General features: G+C 61.8%; 12 protein-coding genes. 2 read left to right on the top strand and 10 right to left on the bottom strand.

Going from position 1 to position 16,606, the window contains the following annotated elements:
* Nucleotides 1-330: 330 nt before the first annotated feature.
* From MJP36_RS15195 to MJP36_RS15150, 10 genes are all read right to left on the bottom strand, one after another.
* A complete protein-coding gene (locus MJP36_RS15195; protein ID WP_244383342.1) occupies nucleotides 331-2,034 on the bottom strand; it encodes an AMP-binding protein in 1,704 nt (567 codons plus the stop codon).
* Nucleotides 2,035-2,065: 31 nt separating this feature from the next.
* Nucleotides 2,066-3,364: an acetyl-CoA C-acetyltransferase gene (locus MJP36_RS15190; protein WP_198762997.1), complete on the bottom strand. Its 1,299-nt coding sequence runs from the start codon at nucleotides 3,362-3,364 to the stop codon at nucleotides 2,066-2,068.
* Nucleotides 3,361-4,251 carry a MaoC/PaaZ C-terminal domain-containing protein gene (locus MJP36_RS15185; RefSeq protein WP_244383341.1) on the bottom strand — a complete coding sequence of 297 codons (891 nt, stop codon included), beginning with the start codon at nucleotides 4,249-4,251 and terminating at the stop codon, nucleotides 3,361-3,363. The genes MJP36_RS15190 and MJP36_RS15185 overlap by 4 nt, the downstream gene beginning before the upstream one ends.
* A 3-nt stretch (nucleotides 4,252-4,254) precedes the next feature.
* A complete protein-coding gene (locus tag MJP36_RS15180; RefSeq protein ID WP_244383340.1) occupies nucleotides 4,255-5,598 on the bottom strand; it encodes a 3-oxoacyl-ACP reductase in 1,344 nt (447 codons plus the stop codon).
* A gap of 54 nt (nucleotides 5,599-5,652) precedes the next feature.
* On the bottom strand, nucleotides 5,653-8,178 hold the full coding sequence (locus tag MJP36_RS15175) for an acyl-CoA dehydrogenase (RefSeq protein ID WP_244383339.1): 2,526 nt from the start codon (nucleotides 8,176-8,178) through the stop codon (nucleotides 5,653-5,655).
* Between the two features lie 304 nt (nucleotides 8,179-8,482).
* The gene (locus tag MJP36_RS15170; RefSeq protein WP_104993987.1) at nucleotides 8,483-9,928 is read right to left on the bottom strand and encodes an outer membrane protein transport protein; all 1,446 of its coding nucleotides are present in this window, start codon (nucleotides 9,926-9,928) and stop codon (nucleotides 8,483-8,485) included.
* A 115-nt stretch (nucleotides 9,929-10,043) separates the two neighbouring features.
* Nucleotides 10,044-10,529, bottom strand: coding sequence for an alkane oxidation protein activator PraB (gene praB, locus MJP36_RS15165; RefSeq protein WP_104993988.1), 486 nt, complete (start codon nucleotides 10,527-10,529; stop codon nucleotides 10,044-10,046).
* 135 nt (nucleotides 10,530-10,664) lie between these two features.
* A complete protein-coding gene (praA, locus tag MJP36_RS15160) occupies nucleotides 10,665-11,159 on the bottom strand; it encodes an alkane oxidation protein activator PraA (protein WP_161549816.1) in 495 nt (164 codons plus the stop codon).
* A 131-nt stretch (nucleotides 11,160-11,290) separates the two neighbouring features.
* Complete coding sequence (locus MJP36_RS15155; protein WP_104993990.1) at nucleotides 11,291-12,571, bottom strand: alkane 1-monooxygenase; 1,281 nt, start codon at nucleotides 12,569-12,571, stop codon at nucleotides 11,291-11,293.
* A gap of 318 nt (nucleotides 12,572-12,889) precedes the next feature.
* On the bottom strand, nucleotides 12,890-13,888 hold the full coding sequence (locus MJP36_RS15150) for an alpha/beta fold hydrolase (RefSeq protein ID WP_244383338.1): 999 nt from the start codon (nucleotides 13,886-13,888) through the stop codon (nucleotides 12,890-12,892).
* Nucleotides 13,889-14,165: 277 nt separating this feature from the next.
* Between MJP36_RS15150 and MJP36_RS15145 the strand changes: the two genes are divergently transcribed.
* A complete protein-coding gene (locus MJP36_RS15145) occupies nucleotides 14,166-15,704 on the top strand; it encodes a flavin-containing monooxygenase (protein WP_244383337.1) in 1,539 nt (512 codons plus the stop codon).
* Nucleotides 15,701-16,591, top strand: a complete 891-nt coding sequence (locus tag MJP36_RS15140; RefSeq protein ID WP_161549813.1) for an SDR family NAD(P)-dependent oxidoreductase — start codon at nucleotides 15,701-15,703, stop codon at nucleotides 16,589-16,591. Before MJP36_RS15145 ends, MJP36_RS15140 begins: the two co-directional genes overlap by 4 nt.
* Nucleotides 16,592-16,606: the final 15 nt, after the last annotated feature.

The following is a 16,606-nucleotide window of genomic DNA, read 5'->3' as shown; positions in this document are numbered from 1 at the left end:
CACTGGTATAACGCGGCGGCTTTGGTGGGGCGGCTGCGCCGCCCAGCGCGGGGCAAGCCCTAATACCAGTCAGCTAAGGCCTAACGCTTTCACTGTGGGAGGGGGCTTGCTCCCGATGGGCCGCGAAGCGGCCCCAAAAATGGGCCTGCTACGCACAGGGGCGTCCGAGCTTCAAATGTGTAAACGATGTCCCCGGTTTCGGGGGTATGGGTTGGAAGGTGGCCCAGAATCCGGGGATTTGGGTTTCACTGGTATAACGCGGCGGCTTTGGTGGGGCGGCTGCGCCGCCCAGCGCGGGGCAAGCCCGCTCACTACAAAATCAGATCCTCTCTAACACAAGGCCCGGCGCAGTACTTTACCCACCGTGGTCTTGGGCAGTTCGATGCTGCGGAACTCCACATACCTTGGCACCTTGTACCCCGTCAGGTATTCCCGGCAGTGGGCGAGGATCTGTTCCTGGGTCAGGTTCGGGTCCTTGCGCACCACAATGATCTTCACCCGCTCCCCCGTCACCGGGTCTTCCACACCGATGGCCGCCACTTCACCCACCCCCGGATGCATCGCCACCACATCTTCGATTTCATTGGGGTACACGTTGAAGCCTGATACCAGGATCATGTCTTTCTTGCGGTCGACCAGCCGGATATAGCCACGCTCGTCCATCACACCGATATCCCCGGTCGACAGCCAGCCTTCGTCATCCAGCACCTCGGCGGTTTCTTTGGGCCGCTTCCAGTAACCCTGCATCACCTGCGGGCCACGTACTTGCAGTTCGCCTTGCTCGCCGATGTCGGCCAGTTCGCCGTCCTCTCGCATGAAGCGCACCCAGGTCGAGGGCAATGGCACGCCGATGCTACCGGTGAACTCCATCTCGCGCATGCGCGCAATGTCGATGGGGCTGATGCTGACCACCGGTGAGCACTCGGTGAGGCCGTAGCCTTCGATGATCGGTAACCCGGTGACTTCCTTCCAGCGCTTGGCCACGGCCGTGTGGGTGGCCATGCCACCGGCGATCACCATGCGCAGCGCAGAGAAATCCCGGGCACAGAACTCTTTGTTCTCCAGCAAACCATTGAACAACGTGTTGACCCCGGCAATCCCGTTGAAGCGCTCTTTACGCAGGATCATCTGCACGCGTTTCACATCACGCGGGTTGGCGATCAGGATGTTGCGCCCGCCCAGGCACATGAACATCAAGCAGTTCACCGTCAGGGAAAAGATGTGGTACAGCGGCAGCAAGGTGACGTTGGTTTCCTGCTGGTTCTGGTCCAGTTGGTCACCGACCCAGGCCTTGGCTTGCAGCAGGTTGGCGATGATATTGCGGTGGCTGAGCATCACGCCCTTGGCATCGCCCGTCGTACCACCTGTGTATTGCAGGAACGCCAGGTCGTCGAGGGCCATCGCCACCTGAAAATGATGCTGCGCCCGCCCTTGCTTGAGCACCTGGTTGAAGCGCAACGCCCCCGGCAGCCTGAATGCCGGCACCTGCTTCTGCACGCTGCGCAGGATGAAGTTCATGGCTGCGCCCTTGAAGGTGCCGAGCAAATCGCCGATGGCCGCCACCACCACGCGTTTGACACGGCTGCCGGCGATGACCTTTTCCAGGGTGTAGGCGAAATTCTCGAAGATCACCACGGTTTCGGCCTCGCTGTCCTTGAGCAGGTGCTTGAGCTCATGGGAGGTGTACAGCGGGTTGACGTTGACCACCACCGCACCGGCCAGGATGGTGCCCAGCAGGCAGATCGGATATTGCAGGCAGTTGGGCATCATCAACGCCACACGGTCGCCCTTCTTCACGCCCTGCCCCTGTAGCCAGGCCGCAAACGCGACACCTTGCGCTTGCCAGTCGGCGTAGGTCATCTCGGTGCCGATACTGACGTAGGCGACCCGCTCGCGGAATTTTTCCAGGTGCTCCAGGAACACCTCGCGCAGCGACGGGTAGTCCTCGATCCCCGCGTCGATGTCTGCCGGCACGCCGGGCAGGTATGCGTTCAACCAGACCCGTTCGGTTTGTTCCAGGCTTACAGCGTTCATGGCAGTCTCCTTGTTGTTGTTTTTGACAGCGCTATTTTTCGACGATCGCAGTAATGCCCAGCCCGCCCGCCGCACAAATCGAAATCAAACCGCGCCCGCCGCCGTTCTGATCGATCATTTTAGCCAGCGCCGCCAACTGCCTGCCGCCCGTGGCGGCAAATGGGTGACCGCAGCCCAGCGAGCCACCGTTGACGTTCATCTTGGCGCGGTCAATGCTGCCCAACGGCGCGTCCAGGCCCAGGCGCTCGCGGCAGTAATCGGCGTCTTCCCAGGCTTTGAGGGTGCACAACACCTGGGCAGCGAAGGCTTCGTGGATCTCGAAGAAGTCGAAATCGGCAAAACTCAGGCCCTCGCGCTGGAGCATGCGCGGCACGGCATAGGCCGGGGCCATCAGCAAGCCCTCGGTGCCGTCGACAAAATTCACCGCCGCCGTTTCGCCCGTGCGCAGATAGGCCAACACCGGCAGGCCCCGCTCGGCGGCCCAGGCTTCACTGGCCAGCAGCACCACCGAGGCGCCGTCCGTCAATGGCGTGGAGTTGCCCGCCGTGAGGGTGCCGTTCTGGCGGTCATAGGCTGGAGCGAGGCCGGCGAGTTTTTCCAGGCGAGTGTCGGCGCGCAGGTTGTTGTCCCGCGTGAGCCCCCGATAGGGGCTGATCAAATCGTCGAAAAAGCCGCGTTTGTAGGCCGCGTCCAACCGTTGATGGCTGGTGAGGGCCAATTCATCCTGGGCCAGGCGCTTGATCTGCCAGCGCCTGGCCATTTCTTCGCAGTGCTCGCCCATGGACAAACCGGTGCGCGGCTCGCCATTGCGCGGCAGCAATGGCTTGAAGAACATCGAGGGGCGGACCTTCAACAGCGCCTTGGCCTTGTCGCCCAGGCTTTTGCCCCGGTTGGCCGCGAGCAAGGTATGTCGCAAGGACTCATTGATGCCGATGGGCGCGTCGGAGGTGGTGTCGGAACCACCGGCAATGCCCACTTCGATCTGGCCCAGGGCAATTTTATTGGCCACCAGCAAGGCGGCTTCAAGGCCGGTGCCGCAGGCTTGCTGCACGTCGTACGCAGGGGTTTGCGGCGACAGCGTGGTCGACAGCAACGACTCGCGCGCCAGGTTGAAATCCCGCGAATGCTTGATCACCGCGCCGGCGGCAAACTCGCCCAGACGCTGGCCATGCAGGTTGTAGCGGTCGACCAGTCCTTGTAGCGCAGCCACCAGCAGGTCCTGGTTGCTGTCGTGGGCGTACACCGTGTTGGAGCGGGCGAACGGAATACGGTTGCCGCCGATGATCGCCACGCGGCGGGTCGGGGCCGGATTGAAGCTGTAGTCACTCATCGACAGGTCTCATTCCAGATAAACAAGCCGCGCATATGCGGTTTATCGCCGGCGAAATTGCGCACTTCAAACTCGCGGCGTGGGCCGCTCACGGGGTGGCTCCACAGGGCGACCTGGCCGGGCAGGAAGATCGGTAACTTGAAGTCGCAATCGGCTTGCGCCTGGTCCACGCCACCGGGCGGTTGCTGCGCGGCCAGGGCTCGGCCCAGGGTCCACATGCCGTGGGCGATGGCGCGGCGGAAACCGAAGAGCCTGGCACCGATCACCGAGGTATGAATCGGGTTGAAGTCCCCCGATACCTGGGCAAAGCGTCGGCCGAGGTCGGCGGGCAACACCCAACGCTGGGTGCGCAACAGGCCCTCTTCCTGCAACGGCAACACGTCGGTCCAGGGCTCGCCGACGGGGTTGAGCACGTCGCGGCGCAGGTACAGGCTGTCGCTCTCCCACACCAGCGTGCCGGCACTGTAGGCACGGGTGGCGACGCTGAGTGCCTGCCCCTTGGGGTGGGCGACCCAGCGCTCGCAGTACACCTCCAGGCGCAGGGCCTGGCCCTCCTCCAGCCGCTGATGCTGCCGAATGCGGTTCGCCAGATGCACCATGCCGCTGGCCGGGTAGGGAAAACTCGGCCGAGTCAGCAGCAGCAAATGCAAGGGGAACGCCAGCACGTGGGGATACGACAGCGGCACGCCCTGCTCGCGGCGAAAACCGCAGGCGCGGCCGTAGGCGGCAATGCCGCTGGCGGACAATTCCACGGCTGAGCGCACCAGCCGCTCCTGGGGCAACAACGGGGCGCCGTCGAGCGTGGGTTTGCGCAAGGCGCGCAGGCCGCCCAGCAACAGCTGGGCGCGGGTCGGCGGCGGGTCGATGATCTGTGTCACGTAGTCCATGGCTCAAGCCCCCAGCAGGCTTTGCCCGCACACACGTACGACTTGGCCGTTGACCCCGCCCGAGGCCGGGTGTGCCAGCCAGGCGATGGTCTCGGCCACGTCAATTGGCTGGCCGCCCTGGGACAGCGAGTTCATGCGCCGCCCCGCTTCGCGGATCATCAGCGGGATCTTCGCCGTCATCTGGGTTTCGATAAACCCGGGCGCGACGGCGTTGACCGTCACCTGCTGCGCGGCCGCACGCGCCGCCAAGCCCTGCACCAGGCCAATCACGCCAGCCTTGGAGGTGGCGTAATTGCTTTGCCCCAGGTTGCCGGCTATCCCGGATATCGACGAGACACAAACAATGCGCCCGCCCGCCTTCAAACCCTGGCTTTGCAGCAACGCCTCACTGAGTTGCAGGGGCGCTTGCAGGTTGACCGCCAGCACCTCACGCCAGGCGGTTTCGGTCATCTTGGCGATGGTCTTGTCGCGGGTGATCCCGGCGTTGTGCACCACCACGTCAAAGGCACCGTATTGACTGGCATGCGCCTGCAACAAGGCGGCCGCATCGGCGGCGGTGATGTCCAGCGGCAACGCCGAGCCGCCCACGCTGCCGGCCGCCTGCTGCAGTGCTTCCTGGGCCTGGGGGACGTCGACGCACACGACATGGGCACCGTCGCGGGCCAGCACTTGGGCAATGGCCAGGCCGATCCCGCGTGAGGCGCCGGTAACCAGGGCGCGACGACCAGCAAAGGGCTTTTCCCAATTGACGGTGACGTGCCCTTCCACCGGCTTCTCCAGGCGTACCACCTGCCCCGACACATAGGCCGAACGGCGTGACAGAAAGAAACGCAGGCTGCTGTCGAGCGCCTCTTCAGCGCCCGGCGCGACGTAAATCAATTGCACGGTGATGGCCCGCCGCAGTTCCTTGGCCAGGGAACGCACCAGCCCTTCCAGGGCTCGTTGGGCGATGGCCTGGGGCAAGTCGCTGCAATGTTCCGGCGCCGTGCCGAGCACCACCACCCGACCGTGATGGCCGATGCGCTTGGCGTTGGCGTGGAAGAATAGGTAAAGCTCATCGAGTTGCTGGACATCCACCACGCCACTGGCGTCGAACACCGCGCCCTGCACCTTGAGCGTGGACGGCGCCTGCAGGGTCGCCGGGGTGGCGACGACCGTGTCGGTGGCGCTGAAGATCTGTTGCACCTGTGGCGCCAGGCGCCCGGCCCCGGCGACGATCACCGGGTTGGCCAGGCCGGGCTGACCGCTGCGATGGCGTTGCAGCGGCAACGGTTGCGGCAGGCCAATGGCCTGGGCCAGGCGACGCCCCCAGGACGAATTGACGAATGAAAGGTAGCTGTCACTCATATCGGTACTCACTCACTTGCTCTGTATACGCGGCCCCACACTGGCCGCATTCGCCTAGTTGACCGTGGCGTTTTCGTTTTGGGCGGTGCGGCGCCTGGCCTTGGGTTCCAACGCCTGCTGGCGCTGCTGCAAGGCTTCCAGCAAGCCGAAGTCCTGCGGGAAGTCGTCGACCTGGATGCCGTGGTCGGCGTATTCCACATAACGCCCGAGCAAGGCGTCTTCGTCGTCGCTGATCAGGTCCAGCGCCCGCGCCTTGACGCGCCAGGCGGTAAAGGCGGTGGTGGAAATCGGCATCGGCTCGATCAGACCTTGCTTGACGGCAGACTTGAGGCGCGCGTCGATCAGCTCTACCTGCGGCAGCAAACGGAAGCCCAGTTCGCCATAGGCCAGCTTGTCGATTTCCGGCCGAGGGATGTAGGAATTGGCCAACAGACGGTCACGGGTTTCGCCGGGGGTCTGCACCACCTCAGCCACCTGTGCCAGCAAACGGTCCGAAGGTTTGCGCAGGGGAATACCGAAGGGGAAACTCAAGCCTCGCACCACCCGTGCGGCCGCTTTCGACGGGTAATTGTCGAGCACTTCGGCCAACGCTTCGTGGGCGCGCAGCAACGCATCCTGGGCCGCCCAATGCACCAGCGGCAGGTCGGCCTGGGGCCGGTCATCATCTTCAAAACGCTTGAGCACGCAGGACAAGATGTACAGCTGCGACAGAATGTCCCCCAGGCGCCCGGTGATACTTTCCTTGCGCTTGAGGGCACCGCCCAGCACGCCCATGGAAATGTCCGAGATCAGCGCCAGCACCACCGACAGCCGGTTGGCCTGACGGTAGTAGGACGCCAGCGCCGGGTCGGTCTTGGCCGGTGCAGCAATCAGTCGCCCGCCCGTCAGCGAATGCACGGCGGCCCGCACGGTGTTGGCCAGCACAAAGCTCAGATGGCCGAACATCGCGCTGTCGAACGCTTCCAGCGCCTTGCGCCGGTCCGGGTGGTGCGCCGCTTCCATCTCGCGGAACACGTAGGGATGGCAGCGGATCAGGCCCTGGCCGAAGATGATCAGGCAGCGGGTCATGATGTTCGCCCCCTCCACCGTGATCGCAATCGGGCTCTGCTGGTAGGCGCGGGCCAGGAAGTTGTTCGGCCCCATGCAGATACCCTTGCCGGCGACGATGTCCATGCCGTCGTTGACGATCATCCGCGCCCGTTCGGTGACGTGGTATTTGGCGATGGCCGAAATCACCGAAGGTTTCTCGCCGGCATCCAGGGATGCCACCGAGACCTTGCGCACGGCGTCGCAGGCATACAAGTGTCCGGCCATGCGCGCCAAGGGTGCCTGTACGCCTTCGAACTTGCCGATCGGCAAACCGAACTGCTTGCGCATCGCCGCATAGGCGGTGGTGCCGCGCACCGCGACCTTACCCAGGCCGACGTTAGCCGAAGGCAAGGAAATCGCGCGGCCGGCAGCCAGGCATTCCATCAACATGCGCCAGCCATTGCCGACTTGTTCGCGCCCGCCGATCACCCATTCCAGCGGGATGAACACATCCTTGCCGGTGGTCGGACCGTTCTGGAAGACCGCGTTGAGTGGCCAGTGACGACGACCACTGTTCACCCCCGGATGAGCCGTCGGAATCAATGCGCAGGTGATCCCCAACGAGCCCGGCTGGCCGAGCAGCCCGTCCGGGTCTTCGGCGCGAAATGCCAGGCCCAGCACCGTGGCGATCGGGCCCAGAGTGATGTAGCGCTTGTCCCAGGTCACTTTGAAACCCAACACCTCCTCGCCCTCGTGCACGCCTTTGCAGACGACCCCGAGGTCCGGAATCGCCCCGGCGTCGGAGCCGGCGTAAGGGCTGGTCAGTGCAAAGCAGGGAATGTCTTCGCCCCGCGCCAGACGTGGCAGGTAATAGTTGCGCTGGGCATCGGTGCCGTAATGCAGCAGCAATTCCGCCGGGCCGAGGGAGTTGGGCACCATCACCGAAATCGCCGCCGCCGAGCAGCGCGTCGACAACTTCATCACCACCTGGGAATGGGCGTAGTGGGAGAAGCCTTTGCCGCCGTACTGCTTGGGAATGATCATGCCGAGGAAGCCGGCGTCCTTGGTGTACTGCCAGGCTTCAGGGGACATGTCCTGCCAGACCTGGGTGGTTTCCCAGTCGTTGGCGATGTCACACAGGGTTTCGACCTCGTTGTCGAGGAAGGCTTGCTCTTCGGCGCTCAGGCGCGCCGGTGCCGCGTTGAGCAGGCGCGCCCAATTGGGTTTGCCACTGAACAACTCGGCGTCCCACCACACGGTACCGGACTCGATGGCGGCGCGCTCTGTGTCGGACATCGCCGGCATGATCGTACGAAACAGCTCCAGCGCCTTACTCGACAACAAGCTGCGGCGCAGCGGCTTGAGGATCATCAACAAGGCGGGTAACACCACCAGCACCGCCGCGACGGTGGCGCCAAAACCTGCCACCGCGTTGAACAGGTAACCCATCGCCAGCCAGACCAGGCCAGCGCCAAGCCAAATCGCGGCGGCGGCTTGTCGATATGCCAGGGCAATCGCTGCTGCGACACCTATCAATAACCAGATAACCATGGGGGATACCTCACTTGATCCAGAACAACTCGATTCAGGGCAGGCTGTTGCACGGCAGATCGAAATGAGCTGCTGCATAAAGCCACACTACAAACTTGAAAAGACAAATTCAAATTATGTTTTGAAATTTTTATTTAATCGTTTGGCGAAAAAAAATACCAGGCTGAACACGTCAGCCTTTTTCAGGTTACGAAGGAAAATATCAGGACCGTCGCAAGGGCCAACCGCCCAATCCGACGACAGTGTGGAGCCGAGCCTCTAGATGCGCTGGACGCCCTGCCCCACGACTGCCGTGCCAGACGCTTTAGAACTTGTAGGTGGCCGACAGGCTGACCACATCACCGGACGACTCGGCCTTGCCATCCAACTGCGCGGCTCCGAGGCGATCCACGTTCTTGGTCCTCAGGTTGACCTTCTCGACGAACTGGTGCGAATACGCGGCATCCACCGACAGGCCAGGCACGGCCTTGATGTCATAACCGGCACCGAACGCCAGGAAGTAGCGGTCGCCATCAGGAATCCGTGGGTCTCGGGTGGAGTTGCGGGTGGGGGTCTGGTCGTACGCCACACCGGCACGCAGGGTCAGTTCGTCGGTGGCTTTGTAATCGCCGCCAATCGACGTCATCCAGGCGTTCTTGTAGTTGTAGGGAATAGCGACGATCGTCGAACCTTGCGACTTGAGCGTCAGGTCCTGGAACGAAGACCATTCGGTCCACATGACGCTCACGCCCAACGCCCAGCGGTCATTGAACTGGTGCACCCAGTCAACGGCGGCGGTCGCCGGAATGTCCAGCTGAGTACTGGCATGCGCGCCATCCGGGAACAGCTTGAGGCCGGGATAGGCCATTTCAACCAGGGTTTCGCCGTTTGGACCGATCGGGTTGGTCATGGTGTTGCGGCCAATCGCATCCGTGTAAATGTTGTATTTACCGGTCATCTTGTTTTTGATCTTGGCGTGATAGTTCAGGCCCAGTGTGTCTTGCAGCGTCGGCTTCCAGACAATGCCGCCAAACCAGCCCACTGAACTGTTATCGACTTTCACGCGCATCAATGAATGCCCGACACCGGTTGGAAAACCAGTGCCTCCCAGCCCGGGAGAAACATCCGCAGCCGCCAGCACGTCAATGTTCTGGCTGACAAAGCCCTGGCTGCGCTGATAGATCAAACCGGCACCCACCGAGAACTCATCATTGACTTTGAACGAGAGCGAGCCTGTGAGGCCGACCGTTTCGATTTTGGTGTCGACCGCGAAATCGCGCAGCTTCGAGTTCTGATCCCAGGTAGTTTTCATGCCCTGGGGTACCACCTGGCTCAGGCCAAAGGCGAAGCGGTCGCCGATGGGCACCACCAGAAAGCCGGTCGGCAGCCAGGCGGTAAAGCCACCTTGCCCGCCATTGTTGGTATTGAGAGTCGGATCGCCCAAATTGCCTTGGTCATCCAGAACCGGGGTGTTGGTCACCGGGTTGCCGTTGTGGTCATAAGCCTGGCCGGAATATTTGATCTTGACCCGAGCGTAATCGACCGTCTGCTGCGCAATGGTGGAGTCGATGAACGCCATCGCCGCCGGGTTGTTGTACGCGGCACTCGGATCGTTCTTGAACAGTGAACCGCCCCCGAATGCACGCCCCCAACCCGGTGCGCCGTAGGTAGGCGTAGAAAACCCGCCCGCCTCGACCGGCCCCGTGGTCATCAGGCCGCCCAGCAAGGCCAGCCCCAGTAACGTGTGAGCATGTGGTTTCTTATTATTCATGCGGTACTCCTTATTATTATCTACGCCCGGCCCCTGCCGGTGTTCGGTACCCGAACAGGCGCCTCTGGCGAGGCGCCTGTGTGTACCGGGGTGATCAGCCCTCAGGAGTTACGGTTTACGGGTTCACCGTCAGCGTTGGCGCTACCACGCTCAGGGAAACCACGGTGCAGTTGCCGCTAAGCGCCTGGTTGGCCGCGGACAGGGTTTTGCTGCTCGGGTTCCAGGCCACCGCAATGGTGGTAGGGCCGCAGTTGGTGGCAGGAATCGAGGAGATTTTGTAGCCGACGTTGGTCACGGTACCGGTGGTACCCGTCGCCGCAGTCAGCACCCATGGCAGGTTGGTCAGCGTCGGCAACGCGCACAGGCCGCCACCGGTCAGGGTCGCGCCGTTGATGGAAGCCACGCCACCGCTGACGTTGCCGGTGAAGGTAATCCCGCAGGTCACCGCAGCCCCGAAGGAAGATGGCGATTTCACAACGATGGTGCCGGCATTGGTGGAGAACGGACCATCCGGAGCAACCGAAGCCGCACTGGCCATCGAAGCCGCGCCAAAGCACATTGCAAAAGAAGTTGCACAAACGAGGGTTTTCAAGCTTTTCATTGTTTTTCCTCACATGTTATGGCGAAGTCATTTCGCCAGGGGTAATGGCCATGAACGAGAGGTCACGGTGAAACTGCAGAACTTCCCTTTCCAGCCAAATCTCAATTCGATTACCACCGCATCTTTCGACTGTGTTTATTCAACCACTTTGAAGTTGGGCGGCATCTTGATCGACACCGTCTTGATCTTGCAGTCCTCGCCGATCGGCACGTTGGCGGCTTCCAACTTGCCGGTGGCGTTATCCCAAGTGCCGTTGGCGGTCGAAGGACCGCACTTGCCACCGAGACCGAAGGCGTGCACATCCACGCTGATCTTCGACATGGAACCGCTTTGGGTATCTTTGGCGACCAGGATCCAGGGCAAGTTGATGGCTTCGACACGGCTGCATTTAAGGCCGCCATCGAACTCAACTTTGTCGACGTTCACCGACGAACCATCGGCCGCCACTTTGCCGGCCACCTTGATGGTGCAGTCGGCGCTGATCAGGGCGCCCTTGGAAAAGCTGATCGGGCCTTGGGCCGTGAAGGCGCTGCCCGCAGGCTCGATACGGGCAGCCTGGGCCTGTTGGTAGACAATCAGGCCGAGGGCGGCCAGCACGATATGAGTGGTGAACTTGGCAGCTGTTTGCATGGTGCAGGTCCTTCCCTTGAAATTATTTTTGTTCGGGTCAAACAACTCACTTGCATTCAATCTTTAAATTCTGGGCGATCGGAACCTGCGCAATACCTGGATCCCGAGTCAGCCCGACAATCAGGTTGCTATCAGAACGGTGCCGTACCGTTCGCGTATTTCTCCAGATACTTCAGGCGTTTTGACGGCTGAAGATTGGTCAGGTGGATATCGCCGCCGTAATGATTCAGCACTCGATGATCCATGCGACGGCGCCACAAGTACGGCACATAAGCCCAGACAATCATGCTCGCGTATCCATAAGGCAGTTGCGGTGACTCATCGAAGTGACGCAACGACTGATAACTGCGTGTGGGGTTGGCATGGTGATCGGAGTGCCGTTGCAGTTGGAACAGAAAGATATTGGTGACAATCCGATTACTGTTCCACGAGTGCCGAGGCGAACAGCGCTCATAACGGCCGTTGGGCAACTTCTGGCGTTTAAGGCCGTAGTGTTCGACGTAGTTCACCACTTCCAGCAACGAGAACCCGTAGACACCCTGGATGATCAGGAAAGGAATCACGGCGACGCCAAGCCACACAATCATCGCGCCCCACAACCCCACGCTGTACAGCCACGCGCTGAGGACAGCGTTCTTCCAATGCAAGGCCGGCAAGCCGAGTTTGCGCAAGCGCTCGCGCTCCAGGTTCCAGGCCGAGCGGGCGCTGAACCAAACCGAGCGTGGCAGGAACGCCCAGAAGCTCTCACCCAGGCGCGAGCTGGCCGGGTCTTCGGGGGTCGCGACCCGCACGTGGTGGCCGCGGTTGTGTTCGGTGTAGAAGTGCCCGTAGAACGTCGGCGCCAGGGTCACCTTGGCGAGAAACACTTCCAGGGGTTTGGGTTTGTGCCCCAACTCGTGGGCGGTATTGATCGCAATCCCGGTGGCGGCGCCGGTGGACAGTGCCATGCCCAGATAAGTGAACCAACTTACCGATCCATGCAACTGCGTGCGTGCAGTGAGGTAGCTGGCGGCCTGGGCCGGCCAGCTCGACGGGTCGAGGTGCGCGGTGGCCTGCAACAGGCCGCCCTGAATGATCCAGTCGATACCGCCCGCCGCCAGCCAACCGGTGATCACCACCGAAGCAATGACGAACACGACGCCGGTGTAGACGATCCAGCGGTAATAGCTTTGCGATTCAAGGTGGTTGACGGCGGATTCAGGCGGGTTGCTGACATCTTCACCCAGCAGGCCATCGATCAACGGGATCAGGCCGAAGATGACCAGGACACCGACCCACCACAGTTGCTGCACACCGGTGGTGATGGCCAGCGCACCAGAGAGCAATGGGGTAGCCAGAGGCATGATGCCAAGCCACCACAAGTGGCGCTTGCCGTCGGTCCAGACGTTGGAAGTGGCCAGAGACTGATTCATGGCAACCTCCGTACGAGACCGGTGGCGGGGGTGACAAATCGAGCGGACAACAGGTTCACGGAGCGCTGACTGCCCCGGAAAACCAACCATGCGATAAAAGGCGTTTTTTTCATTATTTTATTCGCTCTTAGGCATTTCAAAAATTGTTTCAAATTAGATATTGAAATAATTTTTTTAAATAAATAGCGCGGAATCGTTAGGTCGTCAACTAATTTCTAAGGGCCTTTCGGACGTGACCGAGCAGTCTCTTTTCCGGCTCCAGGGTCAGGTGTCTAGGGCAAGCATTGACGCCGCCGAACCGCAGGTTCGATTGCAAAATTATTGACTCGCCAGGGCAAACGGCGGATGCAGCACCGCGGCGCTTTCCAGTGGTCGCACGCGTTTGGCGATCTGCTGCACCACCGCAGCGACCCGCTCGGTAGCGGTGATCGGCAACATATGGCCACGCCCTTCCACCACCTGCAGTTTCAGCCCTGGCACCTTGCTGGCCAGGGCCTGGCCGTGCTTCTGGAAGTCGAGCACCTTGTCCCGCGCACCATAGATCAACCCGATGGGCAGGCTCAGTTGCGGGTAGCGCTTGACCATATCCGGCAGGTCATCGTTGACCCTATTTATCTCGGTAGAAGCGGCGTAGAAGTTGTCGGGACGCATGCCCAGCAAACCGCCACCGCGTGTGGCGAAATCCGTCGGCGGAGCATCCGGAGCGAACACCCCCTTGACCACCGCCCTCCGGGTCAGCAGGCCGATGGGCATCGTCAGGGTGTGCGACAGCCAACGACGCAACCAGGCCGGGCGCACCGCCAATGACAGGAACACCGGCGGCAACAGACGTTGCGGATGGGTCAGCGGTGCCACGAGGACCAGGCCGCTGACCGCATGGGGATGATCGAGCGCCAGCGCCAGGGCGATCGCGCCGCCTAGGGAATGCCCAAGCACCAGTGGTTTATCCAGGTCCAGGGTCTTGATGAACGCGGCTATTTGTCGAGCCTGGGCCGGCAGGTCCGGCGCGGTACCGCTATGCCGGGTGGAATAACCCGAGCCCGGGCGGTCGAGCGTGATCACCCGAAAACACTCACGCAACTGACCGGACAAGGCGTAGGTCAGGTTGCGGCTGCTGCCCATCAGCCCGTGGATCATCACCAGCGGTGGGCCTTTGCCTTCTTCTACATAATGAAAGCGCTCGCCATCGACCTCCACGAAACGCCCGTTGATCGGAACAGCCGCTTCAATACGCCGGGTCATCCAGGCGCTGAAACCCCATAGCACAACGCTTGCCCCCACACACACAGCCGCAGCGACAACCCATTCGACAGCCATAGCTCGGTCCTCTGCTTCCCTGCTGCTGGCGACCCGACCGGTATTGATCAAGGCCTCAGCCATCGTCCACACCCTGGACTTGAACCTCATGCAGACCCTACTCGTCCGTCGGACAAAGTCGGACCTGTGCAACAAGGTCCTAGCGTAAGCGATATTTTCAGGTAGATTATTTAAAATCTTTTTTAAAATAATTAATTCAATTTTCCTTTGCAATAGTGTTCTATCCAAAAGACACAACAAAAACAGGAGCACAACCGATGCCCACGAAGGACAAGCTATGAATGCCTACAGCGACGCCATCGATATCGCCATCATCGGCTCAGGGTTCGCAGGGCTGTGCATGGCGATCAAGCTCAAGGAGGCCGGAGTCACCGACTTCCTGATCGCCGAGCAAGCCGAGACCCTCGGCGGCACCTGGCGTGACAACCATTACCCTGGCTGCGCCTGCGACGTGCAGTCCCATGTGTACTCGTTTTCCTTTGCCCCCAACCCGGACTGGACCCGGCAATTTGCCCCGCAGCCGGAGATCCGCGCTTATCTGGAGCATTGCGCCCGGCGTTATGAGCTGGCGTCCTTCCTGCGTTTTGGCATGGGCCTGCAACGCGCCGTGTTCGATGAACAGCAGCAACGCTGGCAGCTCAGCTTCAGCAATGGACGACACATCAATGCGCGCGTGCTGATTTCGGGCATGGGCGGCCTGTCGCGCCCGGCGCTGCCGGATATTCCCGGGCTGGACAGCTTCAAAGGCAAGCGCTTCCACTCCCAGCAGTGGGACCACGCCTATTCATTGCGGGGCAAGCGCGTGGCGGTGATCGGCACCGGGGCCAGCGCCATTCAGTTCGTACCGCAGATCGCGCCGCTGGTGGCTCATCTGCAGCTGTTTCAACGCACACCGCCGTGGATCATGCCCAAACCGGACCGAGACATTTCGCGCTTCGAGCGCTGGGCGTTCAAGCACCTGCCGTTCACGCAACGGCTGGTGCGCGGTGCGTATTATTGGGCGCTGGAAGGGCGTGTGCTCGGCTTCGCCCGGCACCCGCGCCTGATGAAAATGGTGCAGAAGATCGCCCTGCGCCACCTGCACAAACAAGTCACCCGCCCTTCCCTGCGCAAAACCCTGACGCCGGATTACACCATCGGCTGCAAGCGCGTGCTGATCTCCAACGACTATTACCCGGCGCTCTCGCGCAGCAATGTCGAGGTCATCACCGACAGTGTGCTGCGTATCGAAGCCGACGGCGTGATCACCCGTGACGGTATCAAGCACCCGGCCGATTGCCTGATCTTTGGCACCGGTTTCCAGGCCACCGATCCATTGCCTCGGGACTGCATCATCGGCCGCGACGGGATCGACCTGATGGACACCTGGCGCGAGGGCGCCCACGCCTACAAAGGCACCACCGTGCCGGGCTACCCGAACCTGTTCCTGATCGTCGGCCCCAACACCGGGCTGGGCCACAACTCGATGATTCTGATGATCGAGGCCCAGGTCAGCTACATCCTCGATGCCCTCAAGCAGATGCGGCGTCATCACATCGCCACAGTGGACATCAAGCCCGCCGTCGAAGATGCCTATAACCGTCGGTTGCAGGACAAGCTCAAGCGCACCATCTGGAACACCGGTGGCTGCCGCAGCTGGTACCTCGACCCGCGCACCGGCAAGAACACCACCTTGTGGCCCGGTTCGACCTGGCGCTTCAAACAGGTGACCCGCCAATTCGCGCTCAAGGATTACGTCACCCATCCGATCGCGACCAGCCCCTCCCTCCATCCGGTTCCAGCGCCCCACTCCCGCGCAGAAGGCAGCCTGTCATGAAGTCATTCAACGGCCGCGTGGCGGCAATCACCGGCGCGGCATCCGGCATGGGCCGCGCATTGGCCTTGGCCCTGGCGCGGGAAGGCTGCCACCTGGCACTCGCCGATAAGAACAGCCAGGGCCTGGAGCAGACACTGGCGCTGGTCCGGACCTCGAGCTCGTCGCCGGTGACGGTCACCACGCAGGTGCTGGATGTGTCCGATCGCCAAGCGATGGAGGCCTGGGCCGACCGTTGCGTCGCCGACCATGGCCAGGTCAACCTGATCTTCAACAACGCCGGGGTGGCGCTGTCGAGCACCGTCGAAGGCGTGGACTACGCTGACCTGGAGTGGATCGTCAACATCAACTTCTGGGGCGTGGTGCACGGCACCAAGGCGTTTCTGCCGCACCTCAAAGCCAGCGGCGATGGGCATGTGATCAACACGTCCAGCGTATTCGGCTTGTTCGCCCAGCCCGGCATGAGCGGCTACAACGCCACCAAGTTCGCCGTGCGCGGCTTTACCGAAGCCTTGCGCCAGGAACTTGACCTGCAGCGTTGCGGCGTCTCGGCCACCTGCGTGCACCCCGGCGGCATCCGCACCGACATCTGCCGCAGCAGCCGTATCGACGCCAACATGACCGGCTTTCTCATCCACAGCGAACAACAGGCCCGCGCCGATTTTGAAAAGTTGTTCATCACCGACGCCGATCAGGCTGCCAAGGTGATTTTGCACGGCATCCGCAAAAACAAACGCCGCGTGCTGATCGGCCGTGACGCCTACTTCCTCGACCTGCTCGCCCGTTGCCTGCCGGCGGCCTATCAAGCGCTCGTGGTCGTCGCCAGCAAACGCATGGCCCCCAAGCCACGCAGGCCGGTGTTTGAAACCAACGACGAGCCCCGTCACTGAACAGGAGAACGCACC

Source organism: Pseudomonas palleroniana (assembly GCF_022836895.1).
Taxonomy (GTDB): Bacteria; Pseudomonadota; Gammaproteobacteria; order Pseudomonadales; family Pseudomonadaceae; genus Aquipseudomonas; species Aquipseudomonas palleroniana.
The sequence above is the reverse complement of the archived record's forward strand: the minus strand, read 5'-3'. Positions and strand labels throughout refer to the sequence as shown.